The organism is Amycolatopsis benzoatilytica AK 16/65 (genome assembly GCF_000383915.1).
GTDB lineage: Bacteria > Actinomycetota > Actinomycetes > Mycobacteriales > Pseudonocardiaceae > Amycolatopsis > Amycolatopsis benzoatilytica.
Window position 1 is genome coordinate 826,864 of the sequence record NZ_KB912942.1, and the last position, 15,378, is coordinate 842,241.

General features: G+C 71.9%; 14 protein-coding genes and 1 pseudogene. 6 read left to right on the forward strand and 9 right to left on the reverse strand.

Annotated features, from left to right (window positions below):
• Positions 1–119 precede the first annotated feature (119 nt).
• Positions 120–1,196, forward strand: coding sequence for a tetratricopeptide repeat protein (locus AMYBE_RS0103875; RefSeq protein ID WP_020658024.1), 1,077 nt, complete (start codon positions 120–122; stop codon positions 1,194–1,196).
• Positions 1,197–1,236: 40 nt separating this feature from the next.
• On the opposite strand, the gene AMYBE_RS0103880 is transcribed toward AMYBE_RS0103875, so the two are convergent.
• The gene (locus tag AMYBE_RS0103880; protein WP_020658025.1) at positions 1,237–2,205 is read right to left on the reverse strand and encodes a 3-hydroxyacyl-CoA dehydrogenase NAD-binding domain-containing protein; all 969 of its coding nucleotides are present in this window, start codon (positions 2,203–2,205) and stop codon (positions 1,237–1,239) included.
• Positions 2,202–3,308 carry an NAD/NADP-dependent octopine/nopaline dehydrogenase family protein gene (locus AMYBE_RS0103885; protein ID WP_020658026.1) on the reverse strand — a complete coding sequence of 369 codons (1,107 nt, stop codon included), beginning with the start codon at positions 3,306–3,308 and terminating at the stop codon, positions 2,202–2,204. The genes AMYBE_RS0103880 and AMYBE_RS0103885 overlap by 4 nt, the downstream gene beginning before the upstream one ends.
• 135 nt (positions 3,309–3,443) lie before the next feature.
• Here AMYBE_RS0103885 and AMYBE_RS0103890 point away from each other — a divergent pair, with 135 nt between their 5' ends.
• On the forward strand, positions 3,444–4,208 hold the full coding sequence (locus AMYBE_RS0103890) for an IclR family transcriptional regulator (protein WP_020658027.1): 765 nt from the start codon (positions 3,444–3,446) through the stop codon (positions 4,206–4,208).
• A 62-nt stretch (positions 4,209–4,270) separates the two neighbouring features.
• Here AMYBE_RS0103890 and AMYBE_RS0103895 read toward each other — a convergent pair whose 3' ends face one another.
• From AMYBE_RS0103895 to AMYBE_RS0103905, 3 genes and pseudogenes are all read right to left on the reverse strand, one after another.
• Complete coding sequence (locus AMYBE_RS0103895) at positions 4,271–5,536, reverse strand: ribonuclease D (RefSeq protein WP_020658028.1); 1,266 nt, start codon at positions 5,534–5,536, stop codon at positions 4,271–4,273.
• Positions 5,537–5,607: 71 nt separating this feature from the next.
• Positions 5,608–6,325: pseudogene (locus tag AMYBE_RS0103900) on the reverse strand (response regulator transcription factor).
• A 673-nt stretch (positions 6,326–6,998) separates the two neighbouring features.
• On the reverse strand, positions 6,999–7,562 hold the full coding sequence (locus AMYBE_RS0103905; protein ID WP_020658029.1) for a DUF3000 domain-containing protein: 564 nt from the start codon (positions 7,560–7,562) through the stop codon (positions 6,999–7,001).
• Positions 7,563–7,717: 155 nt separating this feature from the next.
• Between AMYBE_RS0103905 and hemE the strand changes: the two genes are divergently transcribed.
• The 4 genes from hemE to AMYBE_RS0103925 are packed head-to-tail and all read left to right on the forward strand — an operon-like array spanning position 7,718 to position 12,319.
• Positions 7,718–8,800 carry a uroporphyrinogen decarboxylase gene (hemE, locus tag AMYBE_RS0103910; RefSeq protein ID WP_020658030.1) on the forward strand — a complete coding sequence of 361 codons (1,083 nt, stop codon included), beginning with the start codon at positions 7,718–7,720 and terminating at the stop codon, positions 8,798–8,800.
• Positions 8,797–10,206: a protoporphyrinogen oxidase gene (gene hemG / locus AMYBE_RS0103915; protein ID WP_020658031.1), complete on the forward strand. Its 1,410-nt coding sequence runs from the start codon at positions 8,797–8,799 to the stop codon at positions 10,204–10,206. Before hemE ends, hemG begins: the two co-directional genes overlap by 4 nt.
• Before the next feature lie 47 nt (positions 10,207–10,253).
• The gene (hemQ, locus tag AMYBE_RS0103920; protein ID WP_020658032.1) at positions 10,254–10,946 is read left to right on the forward strand and encodes a hydrogen peroxide-dependent heme synthase; all 693 of its coding nucleotides are present in this window, start codon (positions 10,254–10,256) and stop codon (positions 10,944–10,946) included.
• Between the two features lie 5 nt (positions 10,947–10,951).
• Positions 10,952–12,319 carry a CoA transferase gene (locus AMYBE_RS0103925; RefSeq protein WP_027927353.1) on the forward strand — a complete coding sequence of 456 codons (1,368 nt, stop codon included), beginning with the start codon at positions 10,952–10,954 and terminating at the stop codon, positions 12,317–12,319.
• Between the two features lie 34 nt (positions 12,320–12,353).
• Here the strand turns inward: AMYBE_RS0103925 and AMYBE_RS0103930 are convergent, their stop codons facing one another.
• From AMYBE_RS0103930 to AMYBE_RS0103945, 4 genes are read right to left on the reverse strand one after another with little or no spacing between them, the layout of a single operon-like run.
• Positions 12,354–12,680, reverse strand: a complete 327-nt coding sequence (locus AMYBE_RS0103930) for an SCO6045 C-terminal-like domain-containing protein (protein ID WP_020658034.1) — start codon at positions 12,678–12,680, stop codon at positions 12,354–12,356.
• Positions 12,677–13,480, reverse strand: coding sequence for an MbnB/TglH/ChrH family RiPP precursor modification enzyme (locus tag AMYBE_RS0103935; RefSeq protein WP_020658035.1), 804 nt, complete (start codon positions 13,478–13,480; stop codon positions 12,677–12,679). Before AMYBE_RS0103935 ends, AMYBE_RS0103930 begins: the two co-directional genes overlap by 4 nt.
• The gene (locus AMYBE_RS0103940; protein ID WP_020658036.1) at positions 13,473–14,318 is read right to left on the reverse strand and encodes a TIGR04222 domain-containing membrane protein; all 846 of its coding nucleotides are present in this window, start codon (positions 14,316–14,318) and stop codon (positions 13,473–13,475) included. The genes AMYBE_RS0103935 and AMYBE_RS0103940 overlap by 8 nt, the downstream gene beginning before the upstream one ends.
• 34 nt (positions 14,319–14,352) lie before the next feature.
• Positions 14,353–15,312, reverse strand: a complete 960-nt coding sequence (locus AMYBE_RS0103945; protein WP_020658037.1) for a TIGR04222 domain-containing membrane protein — start codon at positions 15,310–15,312, stop codon at positions 14,353–14,355.
• Between the last annotated feature and the right edge of the window lie 66 nt (positions 15,313–15,378).

The following is a 15,378-nucleotide window of genomic DNA, read 5'->3' on the forward strand; positions in this document are numbered from 1 at the left end:
TGCCAGGCTCGGGGTGGACTGCGAGGCTCGGGACGCACTGCCAGGCTCGGGCCGGGCACCATCGAAGGGGCGGGGCGGCTGGCGAAGAGCTGAGCCCTCCGGACGGGCAGACTGTCCAAGTGGGATTCCTCCGAGGGAGAGCGGCACCGGGCGAAGACCTCGCCGCGCTCCGAGCCGCCCTGGCCAAGGCGCGCAATCCGGCGAGCGTGCAGAACCTGCGGCGTCGCCTCCAGATGGGCCAGTTGCTGGTCAAAGAGGCGGACTGGCCCGCCGCCGAACGGCACTACGCGGACCTGGTGCCCGCGTTGACCGATACGTTCGGCCCGCGTGAGCCGAACACCCTTGCCGCGTGGGCGAATCTGGCGTACTGCCAAACGATGCGGGGCCGCCCGGCGGAGGCGATCCCGCTGCTGGAACGCACTGCGGAGCTGTACGAGGAAACCTGGGGAGCGCGCCAGCCGGCCACGTTCCAGACCCAGCTCTTCCTCGCCGAGGCCTACGGCGTGGCAGCGCACTACGAGGACGCGCTCGCGGTCGTCGACGCGCATGTGGACTACTGCACCGCCGAACTCGGTCCGGCCCACCGGCGGACGAAAACCGGCCGGCGGCGGAAGGTCGTCCCGCTGCGCGCGCTGGCCCGATACGCGGCGGCGGAAACGCTGCTGTCCGACGAGGATTCCCTCGCCGACACCGTCGAGGAACGGGACGCGGTCCGCGCACTCCGGCTGGTAGTGCAAGCCGAGAGCGGCAACGCGGCGTCGACCGTCGGCCCGGTCCGCGAACTCTGCGCCCAGCGGCCGTCGGCAACCCTGCGGGAATGCCTGGCCACCGTTCTCCTGGAGGCCGGGCAAGCGGCGGAGGCGGCGGAGCTGCTTCGAGACGCCTTGGACGAGTTGCCGGTGCGGAGACGAGGCGCGCTGCAGCTCCGCAGTGCCCTCGCCCAGGCCGAGCTGGAGAGCGGCAACCTTGTCGAGGCGGAGCACTCGGCGCGGACAGTACTGGCTGCCGGGGCATGGCCCACCGGGCATCCGACCGTGCTCGGTCTCCGCGCGACGCTGGCCCGAGCCGCTGCCCAACGCGGTGCACAAACCGGCGCGGCGGAAGAACTGCGGGCGGTCGTGGCCGGGCTGACCGCGGTGCTCGGCGACGAGCATCCGCGTACCGTTCAGGCCGCCGCCTGGCTGGCGCAGTGCTGAAGTGCCGCGGATCCGGTCCGGACCCGCGGCACTTCTGGCATCACTCCGTCGAGTCGTCCCGCACCGGGATCGGCGTCCCGTCGTGCAGGTGCGGTTCGCGCAGCTTGAAGATCTCCTCGAACTCCTGCATCCGCGCCGCCCGATAGCCGGGGACGCCTGCCGGGTCGAAGCGGTAGAAGCCGGCGCCGTCCTGGAGACCCCGGCGGTGCTCGGTCATGTTCCGCTCGACGATTTCCGGTGCCTGGAAGCGTTCCCCGAGCTCGCCGGACAGGTAGCGCGACGCGTAGTACAGGATGTCGCCGCCGCCCCAGTCGATGAACTCCAGCGGCCCGAGCACGGAGAAGCGCGGCCCGAGCCCGGCCCGCACGGCGAGGTCGATGTCGGCGGCTTCGGCCACCCCCTCCTCGACCATCCGCGCTGCTTCGTTCATCAACAGTGCCTGAAGGCGCGGCACGATGTATCCCGCGGCTGGCCCGCACACCACCGGCACCTTGCCGATTTCGCGCAGCAGCCCGGTGAGCGTTTCGACCGCGGCCGGATCGGTGTCGTCGCTGCGGCTGACCTCTACCAGCGGCATCAACTCGGCCGGGTTCAGCCAGTGCGCGTTGACCACGCGCTCCGGGTGCGTGGCGAGTTCGGCGACCTGGGTGACCAGGAAGGTCGAAGTGGTGGACGCGAGCACGGCCGTCTCCGAGACCTGGTCGCCGAGCCAGCCGAAGACCTCGCGCTTGACGTCCATGACTTCCGGCACCGCCTCGAACACCACGGTCGCGTCGGCGAGTTCCTTGGCCGACCGGTCGCCCAAGGTCAGCTTCTCCAGCGCGCCGGCGTGGCCGAACGTCGCCCGCAGCCGGTCGGCCAGGCGCGCCCGGACTTCTTCGCGGCGGGCTTCGCGCTCGTCCTCGGTACGGTCCTTGACGTCGGCGAGCAGGACCGGGTGTCCGGCGCCGAGGAAGGTCAGCGCGATGCCTTCGCCCATCCGGCCCGCGCCGACGACGGCGATGCTCATGCCTGGACTCCGTTCCGCAGCAACTGGTTCAGCCCGTCCCGGTCCAGCTCCGCCAGGCCGAGGTTCTCGAACGTCCGGCCCTCGGCGTAGAAATCGCGGCCGGTCATCGCGGACCCTATGGCGAGCAGCCCGGCCGCGACCGGCGTCGCGACCCCGGCCCATCGGCCGGCCGAGACCAGCAGCGACAGGCCGAGCCGGGTGTCTTCCAGCATGTACCGGTGCGAGCCGAGGTCGATCTTCTCGCGCCAGTCGCCGCTGTCGGTCACCTTGTCGTGCGCCGCGCGGCCGTACATCCACTCCTCGCCTTCGGTCGCGTAATGGTCGGCCAGCGGGAAGTGCGGCGCGCTGTAGCCGAACGCCTCGCGCACCGCGATCCGCTCGGCGTCGAGCGCGTCGGTGACCCGGCGGATCGACGGCTGGGTGCCCTCGTTGTGGATGTCCCAGGACGCGAAGTGCTCCAGCGGACCAGCGTTCATCGTGATCAGCGGCGGGTGGATGATCGGGCCCGCGTTCATCAGCGCGCCGCTCAGCCCGTCGCCGGCGTCCTCGACGCTCGGGTACGCCTGCCGCAGGACCTCGAACGCGCTGTCGGCGAGCCGCCGGGGGAACACCCCGGTGGGCAGCCGGGTCGCGTAACCGCTGATCACGACCTCGCTGTCGCCGTGGCGGCGCGCGAGGTAGGGCAATGTGCCTGCTTCGGCGAACGCGATGTCCGCGGGACCGTCCGCCGCGGCGACCGCCTGCGCGAACACCATCGAGCCGAACGTGCCCGGCGGCAGGAAAACCACCTGGCCCTCGGTCAGCAGCGGCGCGAGCCGGGGAGCCAGGTCGTCGTGCGTGGTCGAGGGGAGCGGGATCACGATGAGGGCCGCGTCTCGCACGGCATCGGCGAGGTCCGCCTGCGGGTGGATCTGCCCGGCAGCGTCGCCCACCGGCACCGCGCGGGCGCCTCGGTGGTCCCGGACGCGCACCGCGCCCGCCGCCCGCAGGGCTTCGAGTTCCTCGGTGTTGCGCCGCCACCAGCGCACCTCGTGGCCGTGCTCGGCGAGTTCCGCCGCCGTGGCCCAGGAACCGTGCCCGCCCCCGAGTACCGCGATCTTCACCAGTTCTGCTCCTGTCTCGTGCTTGTGCCTGCCCGGGGCATCGTTTCGCCACCGGCCCGGCCCGGCAAGGCCGGGGTGATCGGCTTCCGCAGTCTCGCTTGCCTTCGGGCCCGGCCTCAATCAGACTTCCGCCACATGGAAGCCCGACCGACCGCGGCCGCGCGGCTGCTGTCGGTCCTGGACTGTTTCAGCGCGGAGGCGCCGAGCCGCTCGCTCACCGAGATCGCGCGCACCGCCGGTCTTCCGCTGAGCACCGCGCACCGGCTGGTCGCCGAGTTGACCGCGTGGGGCGCCCTCTCCCGCGACGACCACGGCGACTACCACCCGGGACTGAAGCTGTGGGAACTCGGTTCGCTCGCTCCTTCGCGCGCCTCTATGCGGGAGATCGCCCTGCCGTACCTGGGCGACCTCTTCGACGCGACCGGCGAGAACGTGCACTTGTCCGTACTGGACGGTGCGGACGTGGTTTTCCTGGCTCGGCTCACCGGCCACCGGGCGGTCGGCATCCTGACCACGACCGGCAGCCGCCTGCCCGCGACGACCAGCGCGACCGGCCGGGTGCTGCTCGCGCACGCCGCGGCGGACGTCCGGGAATCGGTCCTGACCGCGCCGATCGCGGCCGAGACCTCGCATACGACGACCGATCCGGCAGTCCTGCGCGCGCAGCTGGCCGAGATCGCCCGGACCGGATACTGCGTGGCAGACCGGCAGCTGGCCGACGACGCGGTCGCGGTGGCCGCGCCGATCCGCGACTCGTCCGGCCAGGTCATCGCGGCGGTCGCCGTGGTCGGCCGCCGGGAAACGACGTCCGTCGCGCATCTGGTGCCCGCGGTGGTCACGACGGCTACCGGGGTCGCCCGCTCGCTCGGCTACCGGCGGCCGGTCCGGCACCGGGCCTGAATGCCGTGAAGGGAACTTTGAGGGACTCAGAGTCCCTCAAAGTTCCCTTCACGAACGGCTGGTCAGGAAGCGGTGCTGTGCAGCGCCTTGGTCAACGCCGTGACGGTCAGCTCCACCTGCCACGGCCGGGCCCCGCCAGCCCGCAGTGCGTCGGCGACCGAGTCCTCGGCGAGGTCGGCCGGCGGACGCCAGCAGGTGCGCCGGAGCAGGTCCGGCAGCAGCAGGTTCTCCACCGGCAGCCGCCGGTCCTCCGCGATCGCGGCCAGCGCTGTGCGGGCGGCGGCGAGCCGGGCGGCGGCGTCCGGGTCCTTGTCGGCCCAGCGGTTCACCGGCGGCGGCCCGTCGGTCGGCTGGTTCGGGCTGGGCAGCTCGCTCGACGGCAGCTTCTTCGCCGCTTGCAGGTGCCGCAGCCAGCTCGCCGTGTACTTGCGTTGCACGCGTCCGCTGAACACCGGCAGCGCCTGCAGTTCCTCGATCGTCTTCGGGTCCGCCGTGACCGCGTTGATGATCGCGCTGTCCGGCAGGATCCGGCTCGGCGCGCGGTCGCGTTTGCGGGCCAGCTCGTCTCGGGCCTGCCACATCTCCCGCACCGCGGCGAGACCGCGCGGGCTGCGGACTTTGTGCACGCCGGACGTGCGCCGCCATGGTTCGGCGCGCGGCGCGGGCGGCGGCGCGGTGCGGACCGCCTCGAACTCCTGCTCCGCCCACTCCAGCTTGCCCTGCTCAGCCAGCTCGGTTTCGAGCTTCGCGCGCAGTTCGTTCAGCAGTTCGACGTCGAGCGCGGCGTAATTGAGCCAGTCGACCGGCAGCGGCCGCTTCGACCAGTCCGCGGCGCTGTGCCCCTTCTCCAGGGTGTAGCCCAGCAGCCGCTCCACGAGCGTGCCCAGCGCGACGCGTTCGTACCCGGCCAGCCGTCCGGCCAGCTCGGTGTCGAACAGCGAACGCGGGCGCAGGTCCAGTTCCGCCAGACAAGGCAGATCCTGGGACGCGGCGTGCAGCACCCACTCGGTGTCGTTGAGGACTTCGCGCAGCGGGGCGAGGTCGTCGGCGAGCGCGATCGGGTCGACCAGCACCGTGCCGGACCCTTCGCGGCGAAGCTGGACGAGATAAGCCTTCGGCCAGTAGCGGTAGCCCGACGCGCGCTCGGTGTCGACCGCTACCGCGCCGGTGCCCGCGGCGAGCCGCGCGCACGCTTCGGCGAGCGCGGCCGGATCGGCCACCACGGGAGGGGTGCCTTCGGCCGGTTCGCGCAGCAGCACTGGCGGCGGTCCGGAATCCGCGGTGATCGGTTCTCCGGTCCGGGGTCCGTCCGCCTGTGCAGTTCCCATGTCCGACGACCCTACGGGACGAGCGGACCGCGCCTGGTCCGCCCGCCCCGCAGGGTCGTGGTTCGTCGTCGTCAGCGGATCACGCCGGCTCGCATCGCCAGCGCGACCATCTGCGCCCGGTCGCCCGTGCCGAGCTTGCGCCCGATGCGGGACAGGTGGGACTTGACGGTGAGCGCGGAGAGGGAAAGTTCCTCCCCGATCTCCTTGTTCGACTGCCCGTCCGCGACGAGCTGGAGCACCTCCACCTCACGAGCGGACAGCTCGCGCGGGGTGTTGTCGGTGCCCGCGACTCGCGTGCCGGTCGCCAGGACCGGGGCCACGCTCGGGTCGGCGTACACGCCGCCTTCGAGAACCCGGCGCACGCCGTCGGTGACTACCACCGGCGAAGCCGACTTCAGCAGGTATGCCTGAGCGCCGGCCTGGAACGCGGAGCGCACCGCGTACGGGTCGTCGGAGGATGCCAGGACCACCACGCGCGGCCAGCCGTGGCTACGGAGTTCCGTAACCAGTTCGATGCCGCTGCCGTCCGGCAGTCCGAGATCGAGGATCGCCAGGTCGCACGGGCCGGTGGCCTGTGCTCGCGCCCTCGCCTCGGCCACCGTGGCGGCCTCGTGGACAGTGCCCGCACCCATCTGTGCGAGTCGTGCTGAGATTGCCTCCCTCAACAGCGGGTGGTCATCGACCACCAACACGGAAAAAAAGTTCTTCCCGCGGGTGCGGAACCATGCTCGCCGGCAAAGCACCGGCTGGCGTGGATCGGACGGCCTGCGATAAGCCGACGGTAGCCACGTCACTACCTCCCTGGAGTCGGTCGTGCCCCCCGACCGGCACCGGGACCTTCGGCCGTTCAGCCGCGCCAGCTTTAGACCGAAAGTGGTGTCGTCCCAGGCACTGTAGCCGCCCGGACGCCGTTACGGGGGGATCGAACGGGTATCTATCCGAAACAGTTCGTCACTCAGCGCGGTCGTTGTCACACGATCGGACTAACGATCGGCAACTTGTTAACAACTGTCGAGCTCGCCGCGATGCACCTGAGTTACCGGCAATGAAACGGGCGTGCAGATGGCACGTGCACCTGCGGGTGCTGCCGGGGCGAGCCGGTCCGGCCGGTCGGTCCGGCCCGGAAATGGGCCTCGGCCGGGGCAAGATCACTTTCTTTCATGTTTCGCCGCGGGCGCGGCTCGTCCGGCCGTCCCCCAGCGGACGCCGCTGCGCAGGGTCCGGGAGCCGGTCCGGGGCGGTGACCTGGGGTTGACTGCCTGTGATCGCGCGCGGCCACGAACGGGCAGCCGTGGCCTCCCGGGCCGCTGACGTCCACCGTGGACGGTCCGCGCCAACCCGCGGAAACGTGCGCCGGCGCCGTCGGAGGCCGCCGGAGAGTGCTGCCGAGCGGTTCAGAACTCGCTCGTGCGCGCGTGCAGAGGCGCCGGACGGGCGGCCCGTCCGGGTGAACTTCGCGAAATCAGGAGCTCTGGCGCTGCTCGAACAGCGTGACGCCCACCGGCGGCAGCCCCACGACGCTCGCCATCACCTGGCAGAACGCGAGCCCGTGCGGCCCGAGCGCGCCGTCGGTCGGGGTCCAGGACGCCCGGAGTTCCAGGTCGTCGGTGCGCGCCGGCCCGGAGATGTCGCCGAACCGGGCCGAGGACGTCTCGGTGACCGTGCCGCCGAGCGCCTTCCACGCCGCTCCGGACGCCTCGAGCGCGTCGGTGAGCCAGGACCAGCCGACCGCGGGCAGGAACGGGTCGGTGGCGAGCTCATTGTCCAGCTCCGCGCGCACGTACATGACCAGCCGCAGCACGCCGTCCCAGCCTTCCTGGCCGTCCGGATCGTGCAGCAGCACCAGCCGGCCGGACGCCATCACGTCGGCCGGTCCGGACACGTCGCAGCTCAGTGCGTACGACCACGGCGCGAGCCGCTGCGGCGCGCGCATGGTTTCCAGCCGGATCTCCGGGCGGGGCCGGACGGCTTGCAGCGCCGCGACAGCTTCGCGGAAGAGCTCGGGCACTGGCGTCATCGCGGTCACGCATCGACTGTAGGGCGGCACCGCCCGGTTGCGGACGCAGGCGCGCCGAGCGAGGCTGGTGCGCCCCGGGATAACGGGCATCCCGGGCGATTGCCCGGGAGAAGGACCGAGGCTGGCCTGGGGCCGCCCGAGGGCATCCGGTCCGCGGTGGGACCATGGGGTTCGTGCCTCAGGTTTCGTCCGCGCCCGTCGGCGCCCCGCCCGTCCCGAAGCGCCGCGCTCTGCCCGGCTCCGCCTTCCTCGCCGCCGCGCGCGGCGAGCGGCCGGCGCACGTGCCGGTGTGGTTCATGCGCCAGGCCGGCCGTTCGCTGCCGGAATACCGCGCGCTGCGCGAGGGCGTTCCGATGCTCGACGCGTGCTTCGACCCGGAGATGCTCGCCGAGATCACCATCCAGCCGGTCCGGCGGCACGGCGTCGACGCGGCAGTGCTCTTCAGCGACATCGTGGTCCCGCTCAAGGCGGCTGGCCTCGACATCGACATCGTCCCAGGCACCGGGCCGGTCGTGGCCTCGCCGATCCGCGATGCGGAGGCGGTGCGCGCGCTGCCGAAGCTCGAACCCGATCAGGTCGCGAAGGTCGCCGAAGGCGTCGGGCTGCTGGTCGAGCGGCTGGGCGAGACCCCGCTGATCGGGTTCGCCGGCGCGCCGTTCACCCTCGCCAGCTACCTGATCGAGGGCGGGCCGAGCCGCAACCACGAGCACACCAAAGCGCTGATGCACTCGCAGCCCGAGGTCTGGCACGACCTCGCCGCGCGGCTCGCCGACATCGCTGCCACCTTCCTGCGCGCGCAGCTCGACGCTGGCGCGGACGCGGTGCAGCTGTTCGATTCGTGGGCCGGCGCGCTGTCCGAGCGCGACTACCGCGAGTTCGTGCTGCCGCATTCGGCTCGGGTGCTGGCGGTGGCTGGCGAGTACGACGTTCCCCGCATCCACTTCGGCGTCGGCACCGGCGAACTGCTGCGTGCGATGCGCGAGGCGGGCGCGGACGTGATCGGCGTCGATTGGCGGGTACCGCTCGACGTCGCGTTCGAGCGCGTCGGCGGCGATGTCGCGGTGCAGGGCAATCTGGACCCGGCGCTGCTGTACGCGTCTTGGCCGGTGCTGGAGGCCGAGGTGCGCCGGATCGTCGAGGAAGGCCGCGCCGCGCGCGGGCACGTGTTCAATCTCGGCCACGGCGTGCTGCCGAGCGTCGACCCGCAGGTGCTGACCCGCGTCGTCGAGCTGGTGCACTCGCTGTGAAGCAGGTCGCCGTCATCGGCGGCGGGATTTCCGGGCTGGCGGCGGCTTACCGGTTGCGCCGGCTGCTCGGCGACCAGGTCCAGCTCACGGTCTTCGAAAGCACTGCCGCGGTCGGCGGCAAGCTGCGGACGGCGGAGGTCGGCGGGGTCGGCTACGACGTCGGCGCGGAAGCGTTCCTCGCCCGGCGGCCGGAGGTCCTCGCGCTGGTCGAGGAGATCGGTCTGGCCGACCGGCTGGTGCATCCGACGAAAGCCCGCGCCAAGATCCACGCCGGCGGATCGGTCCAAGGGCTGCCGCCCGGCACGGTGATGGGCGTCCCGGCGTCCGCGGAAGCAGTTGCCGGCGTGCTGTCCGAGGACGGTCGGCACGCGGTCGAGAAGGAACGTTCGCTCGGCCCGGTGCAGCTGGGTTCCGGCGACGTGGCGCTCGGCCCGCTGCTGCGCGAGCGGTTCGGCGACGAGCTGGTGGACCGGCTGGTCGACCCGCTGCTCGGCGGGGTCTACGCCGGTGGCGCGGACGGTCTGGGCCTGCGCGCGACGATGCCGGGATTGGCCGGCGCGGTCGAGGCGGGCGCGGATTCGCTCACCGCCGCCGCCAAGTCACTGTTGCCCAAGACTCCCGGGACCGCGCCGGTTTTCGGCACGCTCACCGGCGGTCTGGGCGGCTTGGCCGAACGGCTGCTGGAGCTGTCCGGCGCTCGCTTGCGCACGTCGTCCACCGTGCGCGCGTTGTCCCGGACCGAATCGGGCTGGCGGATCGAATTCGGTGCGGCGGCCCCGGCGCACGCCCCCGCAGACAGCCCGGTCGACGTCGACGCGGTGGTCCTCGCCGTGCCTGCGCCTGCCGCGCGGAAGCTGCTGGACGGCGTCGTCCCGGCGGCGTCGGCCGCGTTCGGCGAGGTCGAACTGGCGTCGATGGCGGTCGTCGCGTTCGCGTTCCCGCCCGGTACCGAACTGCCCGATGCGTCCGGAATCCTCATCGGCGCGGGGGAGCGGGACGCCGAGGGCGTTCCGTACGCCTCGAAAGCGTTCACGTTCTCCTCCAACAAGTGGGCGCACCTCGGCGGCGACGGCCCGGTGCTGGTCCGCGGCTCGGTCGGCCGGTTCGGCGAGCCCGGCGTCCTGACCGAGGACGACGACGCGCTGGTCGCCGCCGTGCGCGCCGACCTGGCGCGGCTCGCCGGAGTCACCGCGCGGCCGATCGACCTCCTGGTCACCCGCTGGGGCGGCGGGCTGCCGCAGTACGGCACCGGCCACCTGGACCGGGTGGCGCGGATCGAGACCGCAGTGGCGGACGTGCCGGGTTTGGCGGTCGCCGGCGCGACGCTGCACGGAGTGGGACTGCCCGCGTGCGTGGCGACCGCGGACGCGGCCGCCCGGCGGATCGCGGACCAGCTGCTCGAGTGACCAGAGCCCCATGGCGACTTCCCGGCCCGGAGTGCCAGGATGGGGGTATGGCGCGGCTGAATTACAACGAACTCAACGACACCATCCGCTACACCACGTGGTCGGTCTTCCGGATCGAGCCGGGGAAGTTGGGGGAGGACCGCGGCGCCGCGGGCCGCGAGACGGCCGAGTACCTCGACGGGCTCGAGGCCAAGGGCGTCGTTGTCCGGGGCGTTTACGACGTGTCCGGCCTGCGCGCCGACGCGGACTACCTGATCTGGTGGCACGCCGAAGAGATCGAACAGGTCCAGGCTGCCTACACCGGCTTCCGGCGCACGCCGCTGGGCCGCGCGTCCACGCCGGTCTGGAGCCAGACCGCGCTGCACCGGCCCGCCGAGTTCAACAAGAGCCACGTCCCCGCGTTCCTGGCCGGCGAAGAGGCGCGCAAGTACATCTGCGTGTACCCGTTCGTCCGGTCCTACGACTGGTACCTGCTGCCCGACGAAGACCGCCGCAAGATGCTCGCCGACCACGGCAAGGAAGCGCGGGACTACCCGGACGTGCGCGCCAACACGGTCGCGTCGTTCGCTCTCGGCGACTACGAGTGGATCCTCGCCTTCGAGGCGGACGAGCTGCACCGGATCGTCGACCTGATGCGGCACCTGCGCAACACCGAGGCCCGCCGCCACGTGCGCATCGAGATCCCGTTCTACACCGGCACCAAGATCGCGCCGGCCGAGCTCGTCGCGGCTCTGCCGTAACGCCGGTGCAGGACGTACTTGCCGGGGCCTGGCAGGCGCTTGCCGGGGAACCGTTGCCCGCCGTGTCGCTGACCGGCGACGAATCTGTGCTGCCCGGGCCTTTCCGGGTCCCCGCGATGGCGACCGCGAGCATTGCCGCGGCCACCCTCTCCGCGGGTGAACTGCTGCGCCTGCGCGGTATCGAGCCCGGCACGGTGTCCGTCGACACCCGGCACGCGGCCGCCGCGTTCCGCAGCGAACAGCTGCTGCGCATCGACGGCGAGCCCGCGCCGAGCCCGTGGGGCCGGATCGCGGGCGACTACCGCGCGTCCGACGGCTGGATCAAGCTGCACTGCAACACCCCGCGGCATGAGGCGGCGGTCTGCTGGGCGCTCGGTGTTCCGGCGGTGCGTGACTCGGTGGCCAAGACAGTCGCGGCGAAGACGATGGCGGAGGTCGAATCCGCGGTGGTCACCGCGGGCGGCGTGGCCGCGTTGATGCGCTCGCGCGAAGACTGGCTCGCGCACCCGCAGGGCCGAGCGGTCGCCGAGCTGCCGCTGGCGGAACTGAACCGGATCGGCGACGCGCCCAAGCGCACGCTGTTCGATTCGGAGCGTCCGATGGGCGGTGTGCGCGTGCTGGAGCTGACGCACGTGCTCGCCGGTCCGGTCGCCGGGCGGGTGCTCGCCGCGCACGGCGCGAATGTGCTGCACATCGGCGCGGTGCACCTGCCGCGGATCCCGATGCTGACCATGGACACCGGGCAGGGGAAGCGATCCGCGTTCGTCGCGCTCGACACCGAGGGCGGTCGTGCGAAGCTGAAGAAGCTCATCGCCCGCGCGGACGTCCTGGTGCAGTCCTTCCGCCCGGGCGCGCTCGCCCGGATCGGATTCGGGCCCGAACAGCTCGCGGAGCTGCGGCCCGGCCTGGTCGTGGCCGACCTGTCGGCGTACGGCTGGCGGGGCCCGTGGGCTCGCCGGCGCGGTTTCGACAGCCTGGTGCAGATGTCGTCCGGCATCGCCGAGGAATACGCGACTGACACGCCGGCCCCGCTGCCCGCGCAAGCGCTGGACCACGCGACCGGCTGGCTGGCCGCCGCCGCGGTCATGACCGCGGTCCGCCGCACGGTGACCGAAGGCGGCAGCTGGCACATCCGGCTGTCCCTCGCCGGTACTGGCCGGTGGCTGGACTCGTTGGGCCGCAAGGACCCGGAACCGTCCGAAGTGGACTTCTCGGAAGTGCTGGAGACGGTGGACAGCGACTTCGGCCGGATGACCCGGGTGCGGATGGCCGGTGACCTGCCCGGCGCGCAGCCGTACTGGGACCACGCCTCGCACCGGCCGGGCGCGGATACCGCGGTCTGGTCGCCGGTGGTGCCGCACGCGGTTTCCTGAGCCGCGCTTGCTCGACCGTCGCTGCTGGGCCAGTTCAGCGGCGCAACCATCGCCGCCGCGGTCTGGCCAGCTCGCCCCGGGAGACGAGCCATTCCGCGAACGCGTCCGCGTATTCGCGGGCTCGAATGGACGTGGTTTTCGGGTTTTCCGCGGCATACGCGTCGAACAACGGCCGGTACCGTTCGCCTAGCGAGTCCGGCAGGTCTGGCCGGAGATACGCGACCAATCGCCGCCGCTTGGCGCGCAGCACGTCGGCTTCGACCCGCAGCCGCGACGGGTCGAAGCCGGCCGGCGCGGCGGCTCCGGTGAGCAGGCTGTCCAGCAGCGCGGCCTGCCGTGCCGCCAGTTCTTCGCGGCTCACCGCGTCACCGCGGTCCGCAGCGCGGCCAGTTCGGACGCCAATTCGGAATCGGTGGGGTAGTCGTCGTCGCGTTCCAGCAGCACGCCTGACGGATTCGTCCGGAGACGCAATTCGGCGAGCAAGTCCAGCACTTCCGGCAGCAGCGGATGTGCGTGCGTGTCGTGGTAGACGCCGTCGCGTTCGATCCCGCCCGCCATGTGCACGTACGCGAGCCTTTCCCACGGAATCCCGTCCAGGAAAGCGGCTGGATCGGTGCCGAGGTTCCGCGCGTTCGCGTACAGATTCGCCACGTCGACGATCAGCAGACAGCCGGTCCGTTCGGTCAGCTCAGTGAGGAATTGTTCTTCGGACAGCTCGGTTTCCGGCCACTCCAGCAGTGCGGCGATGTTCTCCAGCGCGATCGGTACCTCCACAATGGACTGTGCCAGCCGGACGTTGTCCACCAGTACGTCCAGTGCCTCGCGGGTGCGCGGCAGCGGCATCAAGTGCCCGGAGTCGAGCCCGCCTGCCCGGACGAAGCAGACGTGGTCACTGGCCAGCGGCGCGTCCAGGGCGCGGGCCAGTTCGGCGAGATGCTCCACCCGCGCGGTGTCCAACGGCTCCGCGCCGCCCAGCGACAGCGACACCGCGTGCGGCAGCACCGGCATTCCGCGCTCCTTCAACGCCAGCAGGCTTTCCGGCAGGTGCGGCGCGTGCAGGTTCTCCGCCACCACCTCGACCCAGTCGACGCCCGCCATCCGCGCGATCGACAGGTCCAGCTCCGGCCGCCAGCCGATGCCGATCCCCAGCCGGTCAACCACCGCAGCCTCCTCCGCCGCAACCGCCGCCGCCGCCTCCGCCGCAGGAAGACCCTCCGCCGGAAGAACCCCCGCCGCTCATGAGCGCTGCACTCGTCACGCCGTCCGGATACTGCGCGAACCCGCCCACTGCGACCAGCGAAGCCGCGCCGGCCACCAGTGCCGTGCCCAGGACGCCCGCGGTTTGCCGATCGGCCCGCGTGCTGTCCACCAGCGCTCGGCCGGCCTTCGTCGGGCGCGCTTTCGTCCGGTCGCGGGTGGAGAACGCGAGAACCGCCAGGATCGCGGTGACGACCAGGAAGACGTTCAGATTGCTGGTGGGCCGGTGCAGATGCGCGCCGTTCACCGACCGGATCGCTCCCACCGCGAACAGCGCCAGGAACGCCAACGCGATTCCGACCCGGTACCGGCCGGACACCACGACGACCAGGCCGCGCCGTTCGAGATCGCGGCCGAGTTCCTGTGTCGGCGGCAGGACGGCTTTCGACGCCCGCACCTGAGCGACCGTGCGAGAAGACTGTCCGACGGCCTCGTAGATCGCCGCTTCGATCGGAGTGGCGAGCAATCCCGAGGCGATCCGGCTGAGCCGCCCGCCGGAACTGGCGCGCAACCGGTTCTGTTCCAGCAACGCCGCGATCGCAGTGTCGACCACCCGGTTGGGCCCGCCCGCGAGATACGCGAACCGGTAGACGTCGAGCGGACTGGCCAGGTCGGCTTGCGTCCCGCCGCGCAATGCCAGTGCGACGCTCGGCCACAGCAGCCAGGCCACGCCCACTGCGACCAGTGCCGTTCCGTAGAGCAGCAGGAATTGCGGTCCGGAAAGACCCCACGGTTCCGCCATCGCGCCTCCTCTTCCCAACGCCAGCTTAGGGTTCCTACCCGCCGCAGCCGCTCCCGCCACCGCAGCTGCTGCCTCCGCCGCAGGAAGACCCGCTGCTGCAGGACGATCCGCTGCTGCACGACGAGCCGGACGACGAACCGCCGCTCCAGCCGCCTCCGCCGGACCACGCGCTGCCGCCGCTCAGCAGAGCCGCGCTGATCTCGTCGTCCGGGTAGAACGCGATTCCGCTCAGCGCCACCACCGTCGCCGCTCCGGCGAACAACATGCCGCCGCCTGGGTTCGCCGCGGCGAACTCCTCGGGACGTTCCTGCGCGGCTTTCGCGTCTTCGCGGGCTCGCGTGACGAGCGCGTGGCCGGCCTCGGTCGTCCTTGCCGTCTGCGTGCGCTTCCGCGTCGCGAACGCGATCACTGCCAGGAGCCCGGTGCCGATCAGCAGCGCCACCAGCCCGCCGATCGGCCGGTGCAGCTGGGATCCGTTGACGGCCCGGACGATGCCGATCAACAGCAGCAGGACGTACGCCAGCGCGACGCAGTCGCGGAAACCGCCGGCCGGGTCGCCGACAGTCACCAGGCCGTGGTCGTCGAGCCCGGCCCGGATCTTGGCCAGCTCCGGCTGCACCCACCGGGACGCGCGAATCTCCGCGGTCGTGCGCGACGTCCCCTGCGTCGCGTCGTGCACCGCGCGTTCCAAGCCGTGCAGATCCAGCCGGTCGCCGACCGCGGTGAGCTTGCCGCGGGTGCTCACCCGCAGCTCTTGGCGTTCCAGCAGCGTCGCGATCGCGGTGTCGACCGCGCGGGGCGCGCCGCCGGAGAGGTACGCGAGCTGGTAGACGGTCGGCTGCGCGAGCGGGACAGCCGGGCGCGTCCGCCCTTCTTTCTGCCGCCGCGACCGGACAACGCCCGGCCCGATGAGTTGCGCGAGCAGTACTGCCGCCACTGCCAGCCCGTAGACCAGCAGGAACTGCGGCCCGGAAATACCCCAGGGCTCGTCCACAGTGTGCCCCCTTTCTCCTGTGTCGCCGGACTTTATCCGTCCTGGTCAACGGAGCTTGTCGGCAGA

Coding starts and splice junctions, on each gene's coding strand:
- AMYBE_RS0103880 (WP_020658025.1), bottom strand. CDS start 2,205: ATGAGCATCGCCGTCGTCGGCGCGGGCCGGATGGGCGAAGGCATCGCG.
- AMYBE_RS0103890 (WP_020658027.1), top strand. CDS start 3,444: ATGGAAGCCCGACCGACCGCGGCCGCGCGGCTGCTGTCGGTCCTGGAC.
- AMYBE_RS0103895 (WP_020658028.1), bottom strand. CDS start 5,536: ATGGGAACTGCACAGGCGGACGGACCCCGGACCGGAGAACCGATCACC.
- hemE (WP_020658030.1), top strand. CDS start 7,718: ATGGGGTTCGTGCCTCAGGTTTCGTCCGCGCCCGTCGGCGCCCCGCCC.
- hemQ (WP_020658032.1), top strand. CDS start 10,254: ATGGCGCGGCTGAATTACAACGAACTCAACGACACCATCCGCTACACC.
- AMYBE_RS0103940 (WP_020658036.1), bottom strand. CDS start 14,318: ATGGCGGAACCGTGGGGTCTTTCCGGACCGCAATTCCTGCTGCTCTAC.